Origin of the sequence: Devosia sp. CN2-171, from assembly GCF_049354815.1 — a bacterium.
Taxonomy (GTDB): Bacteria; Pseudomonadota; Alphaproteobacteria; order Rhizobiales; family Devosiaceae; genus Devosia_A.
On record NZ_CP186479.1, the window covers coordinates 305,286 to 324,754 of the forward strand.

Annotated in this window: 19 protein-coding genes; 15 read left to right on the forward strand and 4 right to left on the reverse strand. The window is 64.7% G+C overall.

The window, feature by feature from the left end; all coding sequences use genetic code 11:
- Positions 1-11 precede the first annotated feature (11 nt).
- Positions 12-413 (forward strand): pyrimidine dimer DNA glycosylase/endonuclease V, encoded by a 402-nt coding sequence (locus ACOYW5_RS01505; protein WP_423067505.1) that lies wholly within the window; start codon positions 12-14, stop codon positions 411-413.
- A gap of 1 nt (position 414) precedes the next feature.
- Here the strand turns inward: ACOYW5_RS01505 and ACOYW5_RS01510 are convergent, their stop codons facing one another.
- On the reverse strand, positions 415-1,629 hold the full coding sequence (locus ACOYW5_RS01510) for an enolase C-terminal domain-like protein (protein ID WP_423067506.1): 1,215 nt from the start codon (positions 1,627-1,629) through the stop codon (positions 415-417).
- Between the two features lie 470 nt (positions 1,630-2,099).
- Here ACOYW5_RS01510 and ACOYW5_RS01515 point away from each other — a divergent pair, with 470 nt between their 5' ends.
- The 9 genes from ACOYW5_RS01515 to surE all read left to right on the forward strand — a co-directional run bounded on the left by ACOYW5_RS01515 (position 2,100) and on the right by surE (position 11,020).
- Complete coding sequence (locus ACOYW5_RS01515) at positions 2,100-2,783, forward strand: GNAT family N-acetyltransferase (protein WP_423067507.1); 684 nt, start codon at positions 2,100-2,102, stop codon at positions 2,781-2,783.
- Between the two features lie 13 nt (positions 2,784-2,796).
- Complete coding sequence (locus ACOYW5_RS01520) at positions 2,797-3,561, forward strand: MBL fold metallo-hydrolase (RefSeq protein WP_423067508.1); 765 nt, start codon at positions 2,797-2,799, stop codon at positions 3,559-3,561.
- Positions 3,562-3,837: 276 nt separating this feature from the next.
- Positions 3,838-5,607: an acetolactate synthase 3 large subunit gene (locus tag ACOYW5_RS01525; protein ID WP_423067509.1), complete on the forward strand. Its 1,770-nt coding sequence runs from the start codon at positions 3,838-3,840 to the stop codon at positions 5,605-5,607.
- Positions 5,608-5,618: 11 nt separating this feature from the next.
- Positions 5,619-6,173 carry an acetolactate synthase small subunit gene (gene ilvN, locus ACOYW5_RS01530; protein WP_423067510.1) on the forward strand — a complete coding sequence of 185 codons (555 nt, stop codon included), beginning with the start codon at positions 5,619-5,621 and terminating at the stop codon, positions 6,171-6,173.
- A 47-nt stretch (positions 6,174-6,220) separates the two neighbouring features.
- The gene (locus ACOYW5_RS01535; RefSeq protein ID WP_423067511.1) at positions 6,221-7,108 is read left to right on the forward strand and encodes a DMT family transporter; all 888 of its coding nucleotides are present in this window, start codon (positions 6,221-6,223) and stop codon (positions 7,106-7,108) included.
- Positions 7,105-7,974, forward strand: a complete 870-nt coding sequence (locus ACOYW5_RS01540) for a DMT family transporter (RefSeq protein ID WP_423067512.1) — start codon at positions 7,105-7,107, stop codon at positions 7,972-7,974. Before ACOYW5_RS01535 ends, ACOYW5_RS01540 begins: the two co-directional genes overlap by 4 nt.
- A 122-nt stretch (positions 7,975-8,096) precedes the next feature.
- The gene (locus ACOYW5_RS01545) at positions 8,097-8,855 is read left to right on the forward strand and encodes a pyridoxine 5'-phosphate synthase (RefSeq protein WP_423067513.1); all 759 of its coding nucleotides are present in this window, start codon (positions 8,097-8,099) and stop codon (positions 8,853-8,855) included.
- 78 nt (positions 8,856-8,933) lie between these two features.
- Positions 8,934-10,259 (forward strand): serine--tRNA ligase, encoded by a 1,326-nt coding sequence (gene serS / locus ACOYW5_RS01550; RefSeq protein ID WP_423067514.1) that lies wholly within the window; start codon positions 8,934-8,936, stop codon positions 10,257-10,259.
- Positions 10,256-11,020, forward strand: a complete 765-nt coding sequence (surE, locus tag ACOYW5_RS01555) for a 5'/3'-nucleotidase SurE (protein ID WP_423067515.1) — start codon at positions 10,256-10,258, stop codon at positions 11,018-11,020. The genes serS and surE overlap by 4 nt, the downstream gene beginning before the upstream one ends.
- A 418-nt stretch (positions 11,021-11,438) precedes the next feature.
- Here the strand turns inward: surE and ACOYW5_RS01560 are convergent, their stop codons facing one another.
- A complete protein-coding gene (locus tag ACOYW5_RS01560) occupies positions 11,439-11,807 on the reverse strand; it encodes a hypothetical protein (RefSeq protein WP_423067516.1) in 369 nt (122 codons plus the stop codon).
- Between the two features lie 13 nt (positions 11,808-11,820).
- Between ACOYW5_RS01560 and ACOYW5_RS01565 the strand changes: the two genes are divergently transcribed.
- Complete coding sequence (locus ACOYW5_RS01565) at positions 11,821-12,672, forward strand: peptidoglycan DD-metalloendopeptidase family protein (RefSeq protein WP_423067517.1); 852 nt, start codon at positions 11,821-11,823, stop codon at positions 12,670-12,672.
- 229 nt (positions 12,673-12,901) lie between these two features.
- Here ACOYW5_RS01565 and ACOYW5_RS01570 read toward each other — a convergent pair whose 3' ends face one another.
- Both ACOYW5_RS01570 and ACOYW5_RS01575 read right to left on the reverse strand, forming a co-directional pair.
- A complete protein-coding gene (locus ACOYW5_RS01570; RefSeq protein WP_423067518.1) occupies positions 12,902-13,885 on the reverse strand; it encodes a hypothetical protein in 984 nt (327 codons plus the stop codon).
- A gap of 234 nt (positions 13,886-14,119) precedes the next feature.
- The gene (locus ACOYW5_RS01575) at positions 14,120-14,998 is read right to left on the reverse strand and encodes an ATP-binding protein (protein ID WP_423067519.1); all 879 of its coding nucleotides are present in this window, start codon (positions 14,996-14,998) and stop codon (positions 14,120-14,122) included.
- 186 nt (positions 14,999-15,184) lie between these two features.
- Here ACOYW5_RS01575 and yajC point away from each other — a divergent pair, with 186 nt between their 5' ends.
- The 4 genes from yajC (at position 15,185) to ACOYW5_RS01595 (ending at position 19,464) form a co-directional block, all read left to right on the forward strand.
- A complete protein-coding gene (gene yajC, locus ACOYW5_RS01580) occupies positions 15,185-15,532 on the forward strand; it encodes a preprotein translocase subunit YajC (protein WP_423067520.1) in 348 nt (115 codons plus the stop codon).
- A 137-nt stretch (positions 15,533-15,669) separates the two neighbouring features.
- Positions 15,670-18,228, forward strand: coding sequence for a protein translocase subunit SecD (gene secD / locus ACOYW5_RS01585; RefSeq protein ID WP_423067521.1), 2,559 nt, complete (start codon positions 15,670-15,672; stop codon positions 18,226-18,228).
- A gap of 1 nt (position 18,229) precedes the next feature.
- Positions 18,230-18,619, forward strand: coding sequence for an Mth938-like domain-containing protein (locus ACOYW5_RS01590; RefSeq protein WP_423067522.1), 390 nt, complete (start codon positions 18,230-18,232; stop codon positions 18,617-18,619).
- Positions 18,616-19,464 (forward strand): phytoene/squalene synthase family protein, encoded by an 849-nt coding sequence (locus ACOYW5_RS01595; protein ID WP_423067523.1) that lies wholly within the window; start codon positions 18,616-18,618, stop codon positions 19,462-19,464. The genes ACOYW5_RS01590 and ACOYW5_RS01595 overlap by 4 nt, the downstream gene beginning before the upstream one ends.
- The last annotated feature ends 5 nt before the right edge of the window (positions 19,465-19,469 follow it).

Consider the following 19,469-nt stretch of genomic DNA (forward strand, 5'->3'; position numbering starts at 1 on the left):
AGCGGACGATCATGACCCGTATCAACTGCGTGCCGCCTGCCGAACTGACGGTGAAGCATCTCGTCGCCGAGTACAGGGAATTGCCGCGGGTCTTTGGCCTGGTGCGGCAGGCGATCCTGCGCGGTGAGCGTCCGGACGATGCGCGCAATCCGACCGCTTACACGCTGGGCAAGGGGCATATCCGCTTCTTTTATTCGCGGCTCGGCTATTTGTCGCGGCGGCAGGCCGCGCTGGTCGAGGAGATGTGGCGGCGCGGCTATCAGCCGACATTCGCGGAAGTGCATCTGCTGGTAGCGGAGATTCCGGCCGAGTGGTGCGGCGAGTGGGAGCCGACGCCGGAAGCGGTGGCGCTCAACCGGGCCCGGATCGAGGAACGGACGCGCGGCCGAGCTGGGGAGCCGGCCGCGCCCTAGGTCAGGGCCGCACGATGCTGCCGTCGCGGCGGCGGTCTTCGGCCATGTAGTAGGACTTCCTGGCCTTTTCCGGATCGAGCAGGGCTTCGGCCTTCTTCACATCGATGTCGATGCCGAGGCCGGGCTGGTCGTTGGCGTAGAGATAGCCGGCTTCGAGCAGGGCGTGGCCGGGGAAGAGGTCGTACTCCTCGGGCTTGAAGTTGTTCTCTTCCTGGATGCCGAAGGCGGTCGAGGCGAGGTCGACATGCATGGCGGCCATCTGGTTGACCGGGTCGTTGTCGCCCCCTTCCTGCCAGGCGGTCTGGACGCCGAACCATTCGCACAGCGTCGCGATCTTGCGCGCATTGGTGATGCCGCCGCCCTTGGAGATGCGGACGCGGACGAAATCGATCAGCCGCTCGGTGATCAGCGGCAGATACTCGTGCGGGTTGATGAACAGCTCGCCCATGGCTTGTGGTGTGGCGCATTGCTGGCGGACGAGGCGATACCATTGCACCTGCTCGGGCGAGAGCAGGTCCTCGAGGAAGAACAGACGATAGGGCTCGAGCAGTTTGGCCAGTTGCACCGCATTGTTCGGGGCGAGGTGCTCGTGCACGTCGTGGGTGAATTTCGGGCCCCAGCCGAGTTTGTCCCGCAGGTGGGCGAACGCCTCGGGGATGGCCTGGAGATAGGCGTCGTCGTCGAAGGCCTTGTCCTGCGGCCAGTGGTTCTTGGGCCCACGGGCATTCTCGCGATCGAGGAAGCCGCCGCCGCCATAATTGCCGAGCTGGCAGCGGATGACGGTGTAGCCTTCCTCCCAGTACTTGCGGACATCGTCCTCGAGCTCGGTCAGGGAGTTGCCGGCCGCATGGGCGTAGGCCGCGACGGCGCTGCGGGTCTTGCCGCCGAGGAGCTGATAGACCGGCATGCCGGCTTCCTTGCCCTTGATGTCCCACAGTGCCATGTCGATGCCGGCCTGAACCGTGTTCATCACGGCATCGTTGCGCCAGTAGGCGGAGGTGTGGATCGACTGCCAGATGTCCTCGATGCGGCTGGCGTCGCGGCCGATGATCAGCGGCGCCACGGTCTCGACGGCGGCCTGCACGACCCGCGCGCGATAGTGGTCGCTGGCCGAGCCGATGCCGTAGAGGCCGGGTTGGTCGGTGAGCACTTTCACAAACAGCCATGTGCCATCGGCGCGCGTGCGGATCGTCTCGATCCCGGTGATCTTGGTCATCTCATCCCTTTAAGTATTAGCTCGGTCGCGTGGCGGACCGTTGGACGCAACGGGCGGAGATTTGCAGCGCGAGGGGGCGGAGGCAAGTTGGGCGAAGGGCGGAGAGGCCTAGGCGCCGCGGATTGCCTTGCGACGCACGGCCCTTGGCTCACCGGCAACGGTAGACCTCACGCAGACGGCAGATCGGACGGCATTTGCTCCTCCCGATCCATCCTGCACGTAGGACGGCCTGAATGGGGCGACCCGCCACTCACCCAGCCTCCCCGCACCAACCACTCGTCATGATTTCGCTTCGGCGCGCGGATGAGGGGTTATCGCATGGGGGTTGGGGTGGGGGGATAAAATGAGGACGCCGGGAGGAATTTTTCGCTTGGCCCTGGGCGAACGCTCAAGCGGGTGGCACTGTCAACTGGTGGAGACTGGAGCTGTGGCGTAGGTTGAACGAACCTACCGGCTCGCTAGAGATTAGGATGAGTGTTCATCCCCTCGACAATCATCTCTGGAACGCGCTCAACGGTCCGCTCGCCTCGGAGAGCCGGGCTGTGGGCCGAGTGAGATTGCTTTCGCCGGATATCGGCAGCGTCGCCGCTTTGGAGGTGGTGTCGCGGGCCAATGTGCATGCGCTTGCCTCCGCTATTCCTTTGGGAGCGGAGATCCTGGCGATCGCGCCAGTTTCGCTCGAGAATTCCGGCGAACTCGAAGTGCTGCACGTCAAGCCGGTGCTGCAGATGGTATCAGCGCGTCCCGCGCCGCCCGACGGAGCGATTTCGACCACCAAACTTGGCGCTGCCGATTTCTCCAAAATGCTGGCGCTGGTGGACATCGCACGTCCGGGGCCGCTCGGTCCCCGTGCGATGGAGCTTGGCGGATTTCGCGGGATATTCGACGGCGACGAACTCGTCGCGTTGGCAGGTGAGCGCCTTCGTTTGGAGGGGTATACGGAGGTCGCAACGGTCTGCACGCATCCGGACTACCGAGGAAGAGGGTTGGCTAAGGCTGTGGTTTCAGCCGTTGTGCAGGACATCGTCGACGCTGGGTCGGTGGCATTTCTGGGGGTCGACGATGGCAACACCCCCGCTATCCGGCTCTACGAGCAACTGGGGTTTGTTCATCGATCCACCTTCTATCTGAGTTTGGTAAGGCGCGTCCGCTGAGTGCTGCACCGTCATGCATGAAACGATCCGACGATTCGACATTGGGCACTTCAAGTGCACCGCTATCGCCGACACCGATCAGGGTGGTGCCCGCAACGTTCTGCTGGTGGAAGGCGAGCAGCGCATATTGATCGACACCGGCGCGGGATCACACGATCCAGGCAATCCCGGCCGCTTACTTGCCCGGCTGAAGGATGCTGGCGTAGCTGCCGCATCGATAGATGCCGTCATTCTTACTCACGCAGACTTCGATCATATTGGCGGCGCCGCTGATCGGAACCAAGCTGCGTTTCCTCAGGCACGTCACAGCATCATGAGTTCGGAGGTAAGCTTCTGGAGACAGCAACCCGTCCGCCTCAAGCGTAGTCCTCTATATGACGAAGCGTTTCGGTCGAGGGTCAACGACGTTCCTCCGATGGCCCTGGAGGTGCTCGGCGAAATATTGCACCCGGTGGACGATCAGCTCTCCGAGATCGTCGGTGGCGTCACCATGATTGCTGCTCCAGGACACACTCCGGGGAACTCGGTGGTTCGGATCCAAAGCCAGGGTCACGTTCTGCTTTTCGTTGCCGACCTGTTCTACCAACCCGAAAACCTCACCACTCGCGATTGGGTTTCCCAATATGACTACGATCCGATGCTGGTCGTAGAGACGCGGCGGAGGTTGCTGGACGAAGCGGCCGCGAACAATACCCTGCTGATGGCCTACCATCTGCCTTTCCCAGGCCTCGGACGAGTCAGGCCCAGCGAGGGGGCATGGGAGTGGATCGCGGCGTAGCAGGACCGCATTTGGCTCGAAGCGGACGTGAGTTCGCCCCCTTGACACCCACCCCCGCCACGCTCATAAACGCGCACCTAACGTCCGGAGCACATCCGTGCAGAAGCTTATCGTAGTAGCGGGGCGCATCGAGCGCGTGGGGTAACAGTCCCCGCGACGAGTCGGTGCGCCGAAAACAGGTCCCAAACGGGGCCTTTTTTATTGCCTCCGATTCCTTAGGCCGGTGCGGAGGTGGAACGAAGACAAGACCGGGATACCCGGGGTGGAGTGACTGAGATGGCCGAACAGATGACGGGCGCGGAGATGGTGATCCAGGCGCTGGTGGACCAGGGGGTGGAGCACATCTTCGGGTATCCGGGCGGCGCCGCGCTGCCGATCTATGATGCGATGTTCCAGCAGGACAAGGTGCAGCATATCCTCGTCCGCCACGAGCAGGGCGCCGGCCACATGGCCGAAGGCTATGCGCGCTCCACCGGGAAAGTTGGAGTCGTGCTGGTGACGTCTGGCCCGGGCGCGACCAACGTCGTCACCCCGCTGACCGATGCGCTGATGGACTCGGTCCCGATCGTCGTGCTCTCGGCACAGGTCCCGACGCCGCTGATCGGCTCGGACGCGTTCCAGGAATGCGATACGGTCGGCATCACCCGCTCCTGCACCAAGCACAATTATCTGGTCAAGAACGTCAACGATCTGGCGCGCGTGCTGCACGAGGCGTTCCATGTCGCGAGTTCCGGTCGCCCCGGCCCGGTGCTGGTCGATATCCCCAAGGATGTCCAGTTCGCGATGGGCACCTATCTCGGTCGTGACGAGGTCGGTGTCAGCCGCCACAAGAGCTATCACCCGGCCACGTCCGGCGACGCGGCCGCCATCGCAGCGGCGGTGGACCTGATGCTGCGCGCCGAGCGGCCGATCTTCTACACCGGTGGTGGCGTGGTCAATTCCGGTCCGGAAGCGAGTGAGAAGCTGCGCGAGCTGGCGGAACTGACCGGCTTTCCGGTGACCTCGACGCTGATGGGGCTGGGCTCGTTCCCCGGCTCGAACCCGCAGTGGATGGGCATGCTGGGCATGCACGGCACCTACGAAGCCAACATGGCGATGCATGACTGCGACCTGATGATCAACATCGGTGCGCGTTTCGACGACCGCATCACCGGCCGCATCGATGCGTTCTCGCCGGGCTCGACCAAGATCCACGTCGATATCGATCCGAGCTCGATCAACAAGAACGTCCGCATCGACCTGCCCATCGTCGGCGATTGCGGGCTGGTGCTCGAGGAGATGGTCCGCATCTGGCGCTCCAAGACCAACCAGCCGCGGACCGAGGCGATCGCGCCGTGGTGGAAGCAGATCGAGGGCTGGCGCGCCCGAAATTCGCTCGGCTTCAAGAACTCCGACACCACGATCAAGCCGCAGCACGCGATCCAGCGTCTCTACGCCGCCACCAAGGGGCGTGAGGTCTACATCACGACGGAAGTCGGCCAGCACCAGATGTGGGCGGCGCAGCATTTCCATTTCGAGCAGCCCAACCACTGGATGACCTCGGGCGGTCTCGGGACGATGGGCTATGGGCTGCCGGCCGCGGTCGGGGTGCAGGTTGCGCACCCGGATGCGCTGGTGATCGACATCGCCGGCGAAGCCTCGGTGCAGATGACCATGCAGGAGATTTCGACGGCGGTGCAGTACCGGCTGCCGATCAAGATCTTCATCCTCAACAATGAGCGCATGGGCATGGTCCGCCAGTGGCAGGATTTGCTGCACGGCAGCCGCTACGCTCACAGCTACTCGGAAAGCCTGCCCGATTTCGTCAGGCTGGCCGAGGCCTATGGCGCCAAGGGCATCAAGTGCGATGATCCGGCAAAGCTCGATGCGGCCATCGCCGAGATGCTCGACTACGACGGTCCGGTGCTGTTCGACTGCCTCGTTGAAAAGCACGAGAACTGCCTGCCGATGATCCCGTCGGGTAAGCCGCACAACGAGATGATCCTGCCCGACTTCACCGACGACATTGGCGCCGTGATCGACGCCAAGGGACGCCAGCTGGTCTGAGGAGAGAGACGATGAACGCACACCTTCAGCCGAGCGGATCGGCCTACTTCCTCGCACCGGAGTCGCAGACGCCGGAGCGGCACACGCTTTCGGTGCTGGTCGACAACGAGCCGGGCATTCTCGCCCGGGTGGTCGGGCTGTTCTCGGCGCGCGGCTACAATATTGATAGCCTGACTGTCTCAGAGACCGAGCACGACAAGGGCCTGTCGCGGATCACCGTGGTGACGGTGGCGACGCCCAAGACGCTGGCGCAGATCAAGCTGCAGCTCGAGCGGCTGATCCCGGTCCACCGGGTGCATGACCTGACCGCCGAGGGCAAATCGCTGGAGCGCGAACTGGCTTTGATCAAGGTGGCGGGCTCGGGCGAGCCGCGCGCCGAGGCACTGCGGCTGGCCGATGCGTTCCGGGCGCAGATCGTCGATGCGACGACCGAGAGCTTCGTGTTCGAGGTGACCGGCAAGCCATCCAAGATCGACAGCTTCATCTCGCTGATGGTGCCGCTCGGGCTGGTGGAAGTCGTGCGCACTGGCCTCGCGGCGATATCGCGCGGCGCCGAGGGCATGTAAAAGGCTGGGGCCGGGAGCGATCCCGGCCTTTTCTTGAGGGGATATTCGTGTCGTTCGCCAGCCATCCGTTCCGCGGGCCGTTGTTCATGGTCATCGCGACCGGAACGTATGTGATCAACGACACGATGATGAAGCTGGCGACCGAGGGGCTGCCGCCATACGAGGTGCTGATGCTGCGCGGCGCGATGGCCGCGATCTGGGGCATGCCGTTGCTGTTCGTGCTCGGCTATCGCAAGAACCTGCCGCAACTGTTCGACTGGCGCGTGCTGGCGCGAAACCTGGCCGAGATGGCGGCGATCCTGCTTTATATCGTGGCACTCGCAAATATGCCGATCGCGGATGCGTCGGCGCTCGGGCAGATCACGCCGCTGCTTGTGCTAGTGGGCGTGTCGATCCTATTCGGCGAGAGGATTGGCGCGGTGCGGATGGGGCTGATCGGGCTCGGCTTCGTCGGGGCGCTGATGGTGGCGCAACCGACAATGCAGGGGATCTCAATCTATGCAATGCTGGCGCTGGGGAACGCAGTGTTCTGCGCTGTTCGCGACATCGCTGGACGGCGGATCTCGCATGATGTGCCAGGGCTGATCGTCGCGATGTCGGCGGTGATTGTGGTGCTGGTCGGCTCGGGGATCATGCATGTTGCGACCGAGAGCTGGGTGATGCCGCAGGCGCACCACCTGCTGCTGCTTGCGGGAGCGGCGCTGTTCCTGATCTGCGGCCACTTCTTCATCTTCATGGCCTACCGCATAGGGCCGACGAGCGCCGTGGCGCCGTTCTACTACTTCTTCACGTTCTGGGCCGTGGTTTCGGGGCTGGTGGTGTTTGGACAGCTGCCGAACTGGCTGGCGCTCTGCGGAATCGTTCTGGTCGTGGCGAGCGGGATCACGGTGGTGCTGCTCGACGAGCGGCGCAGGCGGTTGGCGCCAGTGGCGTGAAGGCTCCATCCAACCTCACCGGCATCGCCTATATGGTGCTGGCCAACCTGGCGCTGACGGTCAACAACGCGCTGGTGAAGCTGGCCGTGCTGCATCTGCCGCCGCTGGAGACGATGTTTTTGCGCGCGGTTGCGGCGGTGCTGCTCGGGCTACCGGTTCTGGCGCTCACCGCGTCGCTCGGGAGCCTGCGGCATGTGCTCGACAGGCGCGTGCTGACGCGGAGTCTCGTAGAGTGTGGCGCGTCGATCGCGTTCGTGTTCGCGGTCGCGACGGCGCCACTGGCCGACCTGACCGCGATCCTGCAGCTGACGCCAGTGTTCGTGCTGCTGGGCGCGGTGGTGTTTTTCGGCGATCGCGTTGGCTGGGGGGCATATGCCCTGGTGGCGTTGGCGCTGCTTGGCGCGGTGCTGGTGGCGCAGCCGGGCGGGGCAGGGCTTCAGCCGTACATCCTGCTCGGGCTGCTCAGTGCGCTGCTGAGCGCCGGGCGCGACCTCCTAGGGCGGCGGGTGCATTCTGGCGTGCCGGCACTGGCGGTGGCGGTTGCCGTTTCAGCGGTGAGCGTTGTCGGCATGGGGGTGCCCATGCTGGTGCTGGGCCAGTGGGTGGCGCCAAGTGCGGGGGAACTGCTGCTGATCGTAGGCGCGGCGGCGCTGCTGACGCTGGCGCAACTGCTGCTGTTTCTCGCCTTCCGGGTGGCCGAGACGCGGGCGGTGTTGCCGTTCTTCTATACGGGGACGCTGTGGGCGCTGGTGCTGGGCGCGCTGATCTTCGGGACTTTGCCGAACGCGACGGGGTTCGCCGGCATTGGGATGATCCTCGTCAGTGGGATCGCGGTCGTGATTGCTGAGCGGCGGGCATCGCGCTGAGCGATAGGCTTCATCAAAACGTTCGATTGGCCGCGGCACCGGTGATGGGGTATGCAGCGATACCCAAGTCTTTGAGTTGTCGCGCTTTCGAACTCTTCCTGAAAGCGCTCTGGTGGGCTGCCATGACGCATCTTTCGGTGAACCTCAACGCCATCGCCTTTCTCCGCAACCGGCGCAGCGTGCCGTGGCCGAGCGTTGTCGACATTGCGCGCATCGCGCTCGACGCGGGGGCGGACGGGATCACGGTGCATCCGCGGCCGGACGAGCGACACATCCGGCGGACAGATGTGTTCGAGCTGGTGACGCTGCTGCGGCAGGATTATCCGGGGCGCGAGTTCAACCTCGAGGGCTATCCGAGCGAGGATTTCCTGACGCTGGTCGAGCGGGCGCATCCTGACCAGGTGACGTTCGTGCCGGACGACCCGCTGCAAGCGACGTCGGACCATGGCTGGAACATCGAGGCGAACCGGGCGGTGCTGGCGCCGGCGATATCGAGGATGAAGGCGGCGGGCATCCGGGTGTCGCTGTTCATCAACGCCGATCCGTCGGCGCCGGCGGCGGCGGCGAGTGTCGGGGCGGACCGCGTGGAGCTCTATACCGGGCCGTATGGCGGGGCGCTGAAGGCGGAGGTGCAGGCGGTGCACCTCGCGGCGCTGAAGGAGACTGCCGACGCGGCGCGGGCGGCCGGGCACAATGCGCGGCCGGGGCAGGGCGGGTTGCAGGTGAATGCCGGGCACGACCTCAACCTGATCAACCTGCCGCCGCTGAAGCATGCGATTCCCGATCTGGCCGAGGTATCGATCGGGCATGCGATCACGGCGGATGCGCTGGTGTACGGGATGGCCGAGACGGTGCGGCATTATAAGGTCGCGTGTAGCTGATCGCCTGCGGCTGCGGCGGGGCTTGATCCGCCTCGGCAATCCGCTATTCAGGACGCCTTCCCCGAGTTCAGGCCCGAAATGTTCGATATCAACTGGATCAAAGCCAATCCCGCCGCGTTCGATGCTGCCCTCGCCGGGCGCAAGAATGTGCCGTTCACGGCCTCTCAGTTGATCGAGCTCGACGACTCCCGCCGCGCGGCGATCGTGACGGTCGAGGAGGCACAGGCCCGGCGCAACACGCTGTCGAAGCAGATCGGGCAGGCCAAGGCGCAGAAGGACGAGGCCAAGGCCCAGGCGCTGTTGGATGAAGTGGCGCATCTCAAGGACGTGGTGCAATCGGGCGAAGCGACGCGCAAGGAGGCCGAGGATAAGCTCAGCAAGGCCTTGGCGGTTGTGCCGAACCTGCCGCTCGACGAGGTGCCGCGTGGCGCCGACGAGAGCGACAATGTCGAGTATTTTGGGCGCAATGGCACAGCTGCGACGGCGGCCAAGGACCGGCCGGCCAAGCCAAGCTTCAGCTACAAGCCGAAGGAGCACTTCGAGACCGGCGAAGCGCTGGGGCAGATGGATTTCGAGGTGGCGGCGAAGCTTTCGGGTGCCCGGTTCGTGGTGCTGAAGAGCCATCTGGCGCGGCTCGAGCGGGCGATCGGGCAGTTCATGCTCGACCTGCATGTGGACGAGCATGGCTATACCGAGGCGGAGCCGCCCTACCTTGTCCGCGACGAAGCACTTTACGGTACTAACCAGTTGCCGAAGTTCGAGGAAGACCTGTTTTTCGTGCCGCATGGCGACGGGCGGCTGGCGCTGATCCCGACGGCCGAGGTGCCGCTGACGAACTTCGTGCGGGAGAGCATTCTCAGCGAAGAGCAGTTGCCGATGCGGCTGACGGCGCTGACGCCGTGCTTCCGGTCTGAAGCCGGGTCGGCTGGGCGTGATACGCGCGGGATGCTGCGGCAGCATCAGTTTAACAAGGTGGAGATGGTGGCGATCACCACGCCGGAAGCCTCGGGCGATGAGCATGAGAAGATGCTGTCGGACGCCGAGGACGTGCTGAAGCAGCTGGGGATCCACTATCGGGTGATGCTGCTGTCGACCGGCGACATGGGGTTCGGGGCGCAGAAGACCTACGACCTCGAGGCGTGGCTGCCGGGGCAGGATACCTATCGCGAGATCTCGTCCGTGTCGGTCTGCGGTGATTTCCAGGCGCGGCGCATGGATGCGCGTTTCCGCGACAAGGACGGCAAGGTCCGGCACGTGCACACGCTCAACGGTTCGGGCGTGGCCGTGGGTCGGGCGCTGATCGCGGTGATGGAGAATTACCAGCAGGAGGATGGCTCGGTGCTGGTTCCCGATGTGCTGCAGCCATACATGAAGGGGCTGAAGACCATCGGTGCGCGCTCGTGAGAATCCTGATCACGAACGACGATGGTGTGGATGCACCCGGCATCGCGGTGATGCGCGAGATCGCCGCGGAGATCAGCGACGATGTGTGGGTGGTCGCCCCGGACGGCAACCAGTCGGGCGCGTCGCACCGGTTCACCTTCGGGCGGGAACTGGGGCTCGATAAGCGCGAAGAGCGGGTTTACGCGGTGGTCGGCGGCTCGCCGGCCGACTGCGTCGTCGCGGGCATGACGCATGTCTGCAAGGACTTGCGGCCCGACCTCGTGCTGTCGGGCGTGAACAACGGGCAGAACCTGGGCGATATTCTCAATTGCTCAGGCACGGTCGCGGGTGCGCGCGAGGGGGCGCTGCATGGCGCGCTCGGCATCGGCATCAGCCAGGGCGTCAACTATGCGCTCGGCGACGAGGTGAACTGGACGAACTCGCGGACCTATTCGGCGCGTGTGATCAAGCAGCTGCTGGCCGAGGTGAAGACGCGCGGCGACGCCTATTTCAATGTGAACCTGCCCTATTGCGCGCCGGAGGATGTGAGCGGCGTGCGCGTGGTGCCGTTCCAGCGCTTCTCGCGGTCACCTATGGCGTATTACGCCAGCGACAATGCCGGGAAGTTCTTCATCGCCATTCCCGAGACGCCGACCCCGCTCGATCCGCAGAACGATTTCGGGCTGCTGGTGCACGAGAATGCCATCACGGTGACGCCGCTGATGCTGCAGCATACCCATCACGAGTTGGTGGGCCGGCTGGATGGAGTGGTGGGGATTTGAACGACTGAACGGATTTCGTTCAGGTCGTTCACCGCGCCTGTTTCCGTTGCGATTGCCACAATGCTGTCCCGTCCTCTTTGATCCGGGCGCCAGTTTCGCATGGTCGGATGGGCGCGGGCATAAGTGGACCCATCACCCGGTGTCTTCCCTGCGCAGGCAGGGATCCAAGCTTCCGCTGGCGCTGGCTGTGATTTGGATCCTAGCCTTCGCCGGGATGACGGCTGGTTGGTATGGGCAGGATCGTGGCCGGAAGGTCAGGGTGGCTTCCGCATTTTGGTCGCTCGTCTGCCACGTGGATGAACGGGTTCTGAACCGACGTTCATGGCGCTGCCGCGTCTTAACCCTACCGACTCCTGAATCCGTGATCACATGGTGCTGCAAATTGCTTCGCATTTAAATCACTCTTTACCTTAACGCCCTAACCTCCAGTCCATTGAGTACCTGCGTAGAGTGGACTGATGAGTAATCGCGTGACCGGAAGGGCGTTCAAAACCGCCGCGATTGTGGCTTTCTTCGCGAGTGCCACAGCGCTTTCTGGGTGCAGTTCGCTGGGTGGGCTCGGCTTCGACAGGACCACGACCGGTTCGGTCAATGCTGCCGCGTCGATGCCCGCGTCCCAGCCCATGCCTGGCAGGCTCGCCGAGAGCCGCTTTGTTCCACCTGAGAATATCGGCGGGGGCGGGAGCCCTGGCGGGATGATGGTCGGCTCGGCCTCCATGCCCGTCAGCAGCCAGCCGCTTGGCTCAGTATCGACTGAAGACTTGCCTGTGCTCACCTCGTCAGCCAACGGAAGTAAACCGATGATGCCCGCTGCCCAGCCCCTGAGCCCGGTTCCGTCGACCACCCAGGTGGCGGCGTTGGCACCGGCTCCCCAGTCCAATACGCTCGTTTCCGTTCCTTCGAACGCCTACGTCCACCAGATCGAAAGCGGCGAGAGCCTCTATACGGTGGCGCGCCGCTACAATGTGACGGCGCAGGCGATCATCCAGGCGAACGGCTTCTCGTCGCCGGACAAGATTTATGTCGGCCAGAAGATCGTGATCCCCGGTAAGGCCTCGACACTTGCGGCCCTCGGGCCGAAGCCGAGCGCCTCGCAGGCGGTGGACACTCTTGCTCCGGCCGAGAAGCCGCTGGCCGCGCCGGTCGCTGTCGCTTCGCTGGACCAGCAGCCGAAGACGCCCGCCGCGACGGTGAAGCCGCTGGCTCCGCTTTCCGATGCCGGGCCGGCTCCGGTCGCCGAGGCCAAGCCGCTCGAGCAGCCCAAGAGCGAACCGGTCCTTTCGGGTGCCGACAAGTTCCGCTGGCCGATCTCGGGCCGCGTGATCACCGACTTCGCCAACTCCAAGGGCACCGGCATCAATATCGAGGCGCCGGAAGGCACCGCGGTCCGCGCCGCCGAGAACGGCCAGGTGATCTATGCCGGCTCGGGCGTCGAGGGCTACGGCAACCTGATCCTGATCCGCCACCCGAATGGCTACGTGTCGGCCTATGCCCACCTCAAGGACATGAACGTGGCCAAGGGTACAGTGGTGAACCGCGGCGACAATATCGGCACGGCCGGCAAGACCGGCGGCGTCGCCAAGTCGCAGTTGCACTTCGAGCTGCGCAAGGGCGCGACCCCGGTGGATCCGGTGCCGCTGCTGGCGAGCTGATCGAGCCGACATGAATGCAAGAGGCCCCGGGAGACCGGGGCCTTTCTGTTCTGGGGACGAGGCGTGCCTGACGGCAGTGCGGTGATCCTCCCCTGCGCAGCGGGGGAGGGGGACCAGCGAAGCTGGTGGAGGGGGCGACGGGAAGCGCCTGTGTTTGTGGCCGCCCCCTCCACCGCCTTCGGCGGTCCCCCTCCCCCGTAAACGGGGGAGGATCACGGAGAGGCCGGTGCTACTTCGTCGTGAAGCCGCGCACCGAGTGGTGGATTTCCAGCGGTTTGGCCGGGTCGATATCCACCCAGGTTTTCACGCCGCGGGCGTTGATCGGGTTGGGGCCGGTCGAGACGTCGGTGTGGAAGTCGAAGGTGGAGGCCAGGGGCTCGCAGCCGAGGGCGCGGAACTGGTTGTTCCAGGGCTCGCCGCCGATGCCGCCGTCGGTGTGCCAGAACATCAGCGTGGGGAGCAGGTCGCGATCCCAGTCGAGCTCGAAGCCGGCGCCTTCGTCGAGATAGGTGCCGGTGAGCGGGCTCGTGACGCCGCACATCTGCACGTTGAAATCGGTGCGGGGGCTGAGCGGGACATGCGTCATGTCGACGTGGCCGCCATCCTTGGGGATGGAGGCGAGGGTGGCGAATTCCTGCGCATCGGGTGATGTCGCGCGGCCGGGGTGAACGAGGCCGAAGGCGAACTCGATGTCGAGCTTCAGGCGGCCGGGCTGTTCGGGCAGGCGGAAGTTGGGGTGGAGGCCGCAGGAGATCTGGGCCTTGTGGCGGGCGACGATTTTCAGCGTGAAATCGAGGGCAGGGGACCCGTCACGGGCGGTGATGGTGCGCTCGAGGCGGCGGACGACGGAGTGGGCTTCGTAGTCGAGCGCCAGGGTGACGCTGTGGTCGTCGCCAGAGACGATGGTCCAGTCATAGTGGGCGGATGGGCCGTGGATGGTGCCGTTGGCCGGCTGGGTCATCAGGCGGCTCCACTCGGGCAGGTTCGGGGCCTCGCGGCCGCCGGTGCCGAAGGGTACGCCGACGAAATCGCCGGATAGCACGCGGAGGTGTCCCACGATGGCGGGGTCATCGACCTTGCCGACCCAGGGTGCGCGGGCGAACGGCTGGAATCGGCCGTTGGGCAGGTTGAACGTGAGGTCGGTTACAGTTGCAGCCGTGGTCACGATGGTCGCCTCGCCGTGCGACCACCTCAAATTGTGCGATGAACTCAATTGTCCCCCCTCGGGATGTTTGTTTCTTCTCAATTTGTCGGTCGGCGGGTGGGAGGCGCGTTGCCGTCACACCACTGGCTGTCACCCCAGCGAAAGCTGCGGCCCAATTCTCCTCTTGCACCGGCTGTGGGATGGGTCCCAGCTTTCGCTGGGATGACAGCCGGTAGGTGTTGCCGCCCCCTCCACCGGCTTCGCCGGTCATCCTCCCCCGCCACGCGGGGGAGGATGAGAAAGTCAGATCGCCTTGCCCTGTTCTCCTGCCAGGGCGCGGACGAACTGGATGGCGACGCGGCCGGAACGGGCGCCGCGGGTCATCGACCATTCCACCGCGCGGGCACGAAGGGTCTCGTCGTCGATCGTGAGGCCGTACTCGTCGCAGTAGCCACGGATCATGGCAAGGTAGGTCGGCTGGTCGCAGTTGTGGAAGCCCAACCAAAGTCCGAAGCGGTCGGAGAGCGAGACCTTCTCGTCCACCGCTTCGCCGGGCGTGATGGCGGTCGAGCGCTCGTTCTCGACCATGTCGCGCGGCATCAGGTGGCGGCGGTTGGAGGTGGCGTAGAAGAGGACGTTCTCGGGCCGGCCCTCGAGGCCGCCGTCGAGGATGGTCTTCAGCGATTTGTAGCTGGTCTCGTCCTTGTCGAAGCTCAGGTCGTCGCAGAAGACGATGAAGCGCGCGGCTTCTTCCCTGGCGATCAGCCGCATCAAGCGGGGCAGGGCCTCGATGTCCTCACGGGCGATCTCGATGAGGATCAGGCGCCCAAGACCGGGCTCGTCGAGTGCGGTGATGTGGCCGTGGAGGGCCTTGACCAGCGAGCTCTTGCCCATGCCGCGCGCGCCCCAGAGCAGCGCGTTGTTGGCGGCATAGCCGCGGGCGAACTGCAGGGTGTTCTGCAGCAGGATTTCACGTACGTCGTCGATGCCTTTGAGCATCCCGAGCGGAACGCGCGACACCTTCGGAACGGGCATGAGCGTGCCGGCGGCAGCATCCCAGTGATAGGCGGTGGCGTCGGTAAGGACTGGTCCTGCGGCTTTTGCGCCCGGTTTCAGCGCCTCGAGGGTCTCGGCGATGCGATTGAGGGCGGCTGCGATTGCAGCCGAATTGTCTTCAGACATAAGGCAGTACTCCCGGGTACGCCTACCTTTAGACCCACCCCGATTGGCTTTGCAATCCTTGTGTATGGCCTCTATATTCCGCGCGATTTTTGCCGGGTTGGACTGCCCTTCGCCGGAAACCTGCCCTATATGGGCGACAACGGCCGATCCGACGGGCCGAGACCAACAGAGCTAGGAGCCTCTTTGATGTTCGTGACCCCCGCCTTCGCGCAAGACGCGGCCGCTGCCCCCGGAATGGGCGGCGCAGATCTGCTGATCCAGTTTGCCCCGATCCTGCTGCTGGTGGTGATCTTCTGGCTGCTGATCTTCCGCCCGCAGCAGAAGCGGATGAAGGCGCACCAGGCGATGCTGTCGTCGATTTCGCGCGGCGATACCGTGGTCACCACCGGTGGTCTCGTCGGCAAGGTGACCAAGGCCGTCGACGGCGAGGACCTCGAGGTCGAGATCGCCCAGGGCACTCGCGTCAAGGTCACGCGCGGCGGTGTTTCGGACGTGCGGTCGAAATCGACCCCGGTCAACGACAACAAGGCCTGAGCCACTTTCCAGCCGGTTCACCTGATCGTGGGCCGGCTGACGCATTTCTGACATAGACGCGGAGCCTTCAAGGCTCCGCTTGCCTCAGGACAGCCTGCTGTCCTCGTGGGTGCCCCATCAAGGACGTAAAGCTCGACATGCAGTTCTCGCCCCTCCGCACAGCCATCATCATCATCGTTGCGGTGCTTGGCATTCTGTTCACGATCCCGAGCTTTTTGCCCAAGGATGTTTTGAACAGCTGGCCGGGCGTATTGCCCAAGAACACGGTCGTCCTCGGCCTCGATCTGCAGGGCGGTTCGCACCTGCTGCTTCAGGTCAACCAAGAGTCGATCATCGCGGAGCGCATCAAGTCGCTGCGCCGCGATGTGCGCTCGACGCTGGCCAACGAGAACGGCATCGGCAACCTGATCACGACGGGCACGGACTCGATCACGGTCGAGCTGACCGATCCGACGCAGAAGGATGCTGCCTTCGCAGCGGTGCAGAAGCTGCAGAACAATGTGTCGTCGACGTTCGGCGTCGGCGGCGTGCCGGAGCTGGCATTCTCCGAGACCGCCGACGGAAAGATCGTCGTCACACTCACGCCTGACGGCATCCAGCAGCGCATGGCTTCGCTGGTGGCACAGTCGATGGAAGTGATCCGCAACCGCGTCGACGAGGTGGGTACGACCGAGCCGACGATCCAGCGGCAGGGCACGAACCGCGTGCTGGTGCAGGTGCCAGGCTTTGAGGATTCAACGCGGCTCAAGGAACTGATTTCGCGCACGGCGCGCCTGACCTTCCACCTGGTCCATCCGTCGATGACGGCGGCACAGGCCGAGGCCCAGGGTATTCCGTCGGGCTATATGATCATGCCCAGCCAGGACGGCGGCAGCGAGCTGCTGAACGAGAATATCGAACTCGGCGGCGAAGCGCTGACCAACGCACAGCCCGGATTCGACCAGCAGACCGGGCAGGCGGTGGTGAGCTTCACCTTCGATACGCGCGGCGCCATCACCTTCGGCGACATCACGTCGAAGAATGTCGGCAAGCGCTTTGCGATCGTGCTCGACAACACTGTGATCACGGCGCCGGTCATCAACTCCCCGATCACTGGCGGTTCGGGCCAGATCAGCGGCAACTTCACGACGGCGAGCGCCAATGACCTCGCGGTGCTGCTGCGCGCCGGTGCGTTGCCGGCGACGCTCGACGTGGTGGAAGAGCGGTCGGTTGGTCCGAGCCTTGGTGCAGACTCCATTCGCGCGGGCATCACCGCGGGTGCGGTTGCGTCCGTGCTCGTGGTTGCCTTCATGGTGATCGCCTATGGCATGTTCGGCGTGTTCGCGAACGTGGCGCTGGTCCTCAACGTGATCCTTATTCTCGGCTCGCTCTCGGCGCTCGGCGCGACGCTTACGCTGCCGGGTATCGCCGGTATCGTCCTGACCATCGGCGTGGCGGTGGACGCGAACGTCCTGATCTACGAACGAATGCGAGAAGAGCAGCGATCGGGCAAATCGATCATCGCCTCGCTCGATGCGGGTTTCCACCGCGCGTGGGGCACCATTATCGACTCGCACCTGACGCAGCTCATTGCGGCCATCGTGCTCTATTTCCTCGGCTCCGGTCCGATCCAGGGCTTCGCCGTGACCCTGGCGCTGGGCATCCTGACCTCGCTGTTCACCTCCTACACGGTGACACGCCTGTTCATCTCGGTCTGGTATCGCTGGAAGCGCCCTAAGACACTCAAGATCCAGCATTTCCGGTTCATTCCGGATGGCACCAAGATCGACTTCATGAAGATGTCGCGCTACGCGATCATCCTCTCGATCGTCCTGACCATCGGCGCCATTGGGCTCGCCTTCACCAAGGGCTTCAACCTCGGCATCGACTTCGTCGGCGGTTCGGCCATCGAAGTGCAGCATACGGCCGATGGCGATGCGGACCCGGCCAAGGTGCGCGAGCTGCTCGATCCGCTCGGGCTGGGCGAAGTGCAGGTGCAGAGCTTCGGTACGCCGCAGGACCTGCTCGTCCGTATCCAGCTGCAGCCGGGCGGTGACGCTGAGCAGCAGGTGGCAGTGCAGAAGGTCACGCAGGTTCTCGCGACCGACAACTACGAGGTGCGCCGCACCGAGGCCGTCAGCGGCACTGTGTCGGGCGAACTGGCCATCAACGGTACGCTCGCCGTGGTGGTGTCGCTGATCGCCATCCTGATCTACGTGTGGTTCCGCTTCGAGTGGCAGTTCGGTCTCGCGGCCGTGACGACGACGGCGCACGACGTGATCATGACGGTGGGGTTATTCTCGCTCACCGGATTGGAGTTCAACCTCAGTTCGATCGCGGCGGTGCTGACACTCGTCGGCCTGTCGCTGAACGAGACGGTGGTGATCTCGGATCGCGTCCGAGAGAACTTACGCAAGTACAAGAAGATGACGATCCCCGAGATCATCAACCTGTCGATCAACCAGACGATCGTGCGCACGTCGCTGACGCAGTTCACGGTCCTCTTGGCGCTGTTCCCGCTGGTGTTCTTCGGCGGCGAGGCGATCCGCGGCTTCACCATCGCCATGACCTTCGGCTCGATCTTCGGCATGTATTCGTCGGTGTTCATCGGCGGCCCGATCCTCATCTACTTCGGGCTGAAGCCGCGCAGCGAAGCCGAGGAAGCTAAGGAAAAGAAGGCCAAGGACGCACGGCGCGCCGACGGCGCCGCGGTCTGACATGGCGGAGCCGGGGGCGGGGTTCTACCCCCAGCAGGTCCAGATCGACGCTTATGGCAATGGCGGCTTCCGCTTCGCGGGGATGAGCCATCGCGGCTCGCTGCTGTGCCTGCCGACCGGCATGCAGGCCTGGGCGGTATCGGCGCCGACCGAGCTGACGCTGGAGGCGCTTGCGCCGGTGTTCGCGGTGGCGGACCAGCTCGATGTGCTGCTGATTGGGCTCGGGACCGACATTGCACGGTTCGACCCGGACCTGCGGGCGGCGCTGAAGGCGCAGGGCATCATTGTCGAAGCCATCGCGACGGGCGGGGCGGTGCGGACCTATAACGTGCTGCTGGCCGAGGATCGTGCCGTCGCTGCGGCGCTGATCGCGGTCGAGAACGCCAAGTGAGCGGTGAGGCCGGCGGGCTGGGCGACTACGCGGCGAGCTTCCTCAGGGATGCCGATCGGGACCGGTACTATGCCTCGCTGCTGCTGAAGCAGCCGGAGCAGAAGGCGGTGCAGGCGCTCTACGCCTTTGCGGCCGATGCCGCCTCCATTCGGGATCGGGCGCGTGAACCGGCTGCCGGGGAGATTCGGCTGCAGTGGTGGGCGGATGCACTCAAGGGCGAAGGCTACGGCAACGTGCGGCAGAACCCGCTGGCGGCGGCGCTGCTGGAGGCGATCGAGCAATATCAGCTACCCGCCGGGCCGCTGCTGCGGCTGATCGCGGCGCGGCGGTTCGACCTCTATCATGACGCGATGCCCGACGTGCCGAGCTTCGAGGGCTATGCCGGCGAGACGGTGTCGGTGCTGTACCAACTGGCGGCGATGGTGCTGAACGGCGGCGCTGAGGTCGAAACGGGGGATGCGGCGGGACATCTGGGCGTGGCGCATGCGCTGGCCGGGCACCTGCGGGCTTTCGGTTACAATGCCTCGACCGGGCGGATTTTCCTGCCGATGAGCATTTTTGCGGCCAATGGCGTGACGGAGGGCGAGATTCTCGCCGGGCAGGAGAGCGAGGGGTTGTTCGCGGCGCTGGCTCAGATCAGCGACCTGGCACAGGAGCATCTCGGGAAAGCGCGGACGGCGATTGCTGCTCTGCCCAAGCCATTGCGGCCGGCCTTTGCCCAGGTGGCGATCACCGGCGGGCAGGCGGAGCGGGCGGCACGGTCGCGGACACCGTTCGCGGCGATGCCGGACCTTCCGGAATGGCAGAGAATCGCCAAGATGGCGTGGTGGGCGTGGCGTAGCTGAGGGGT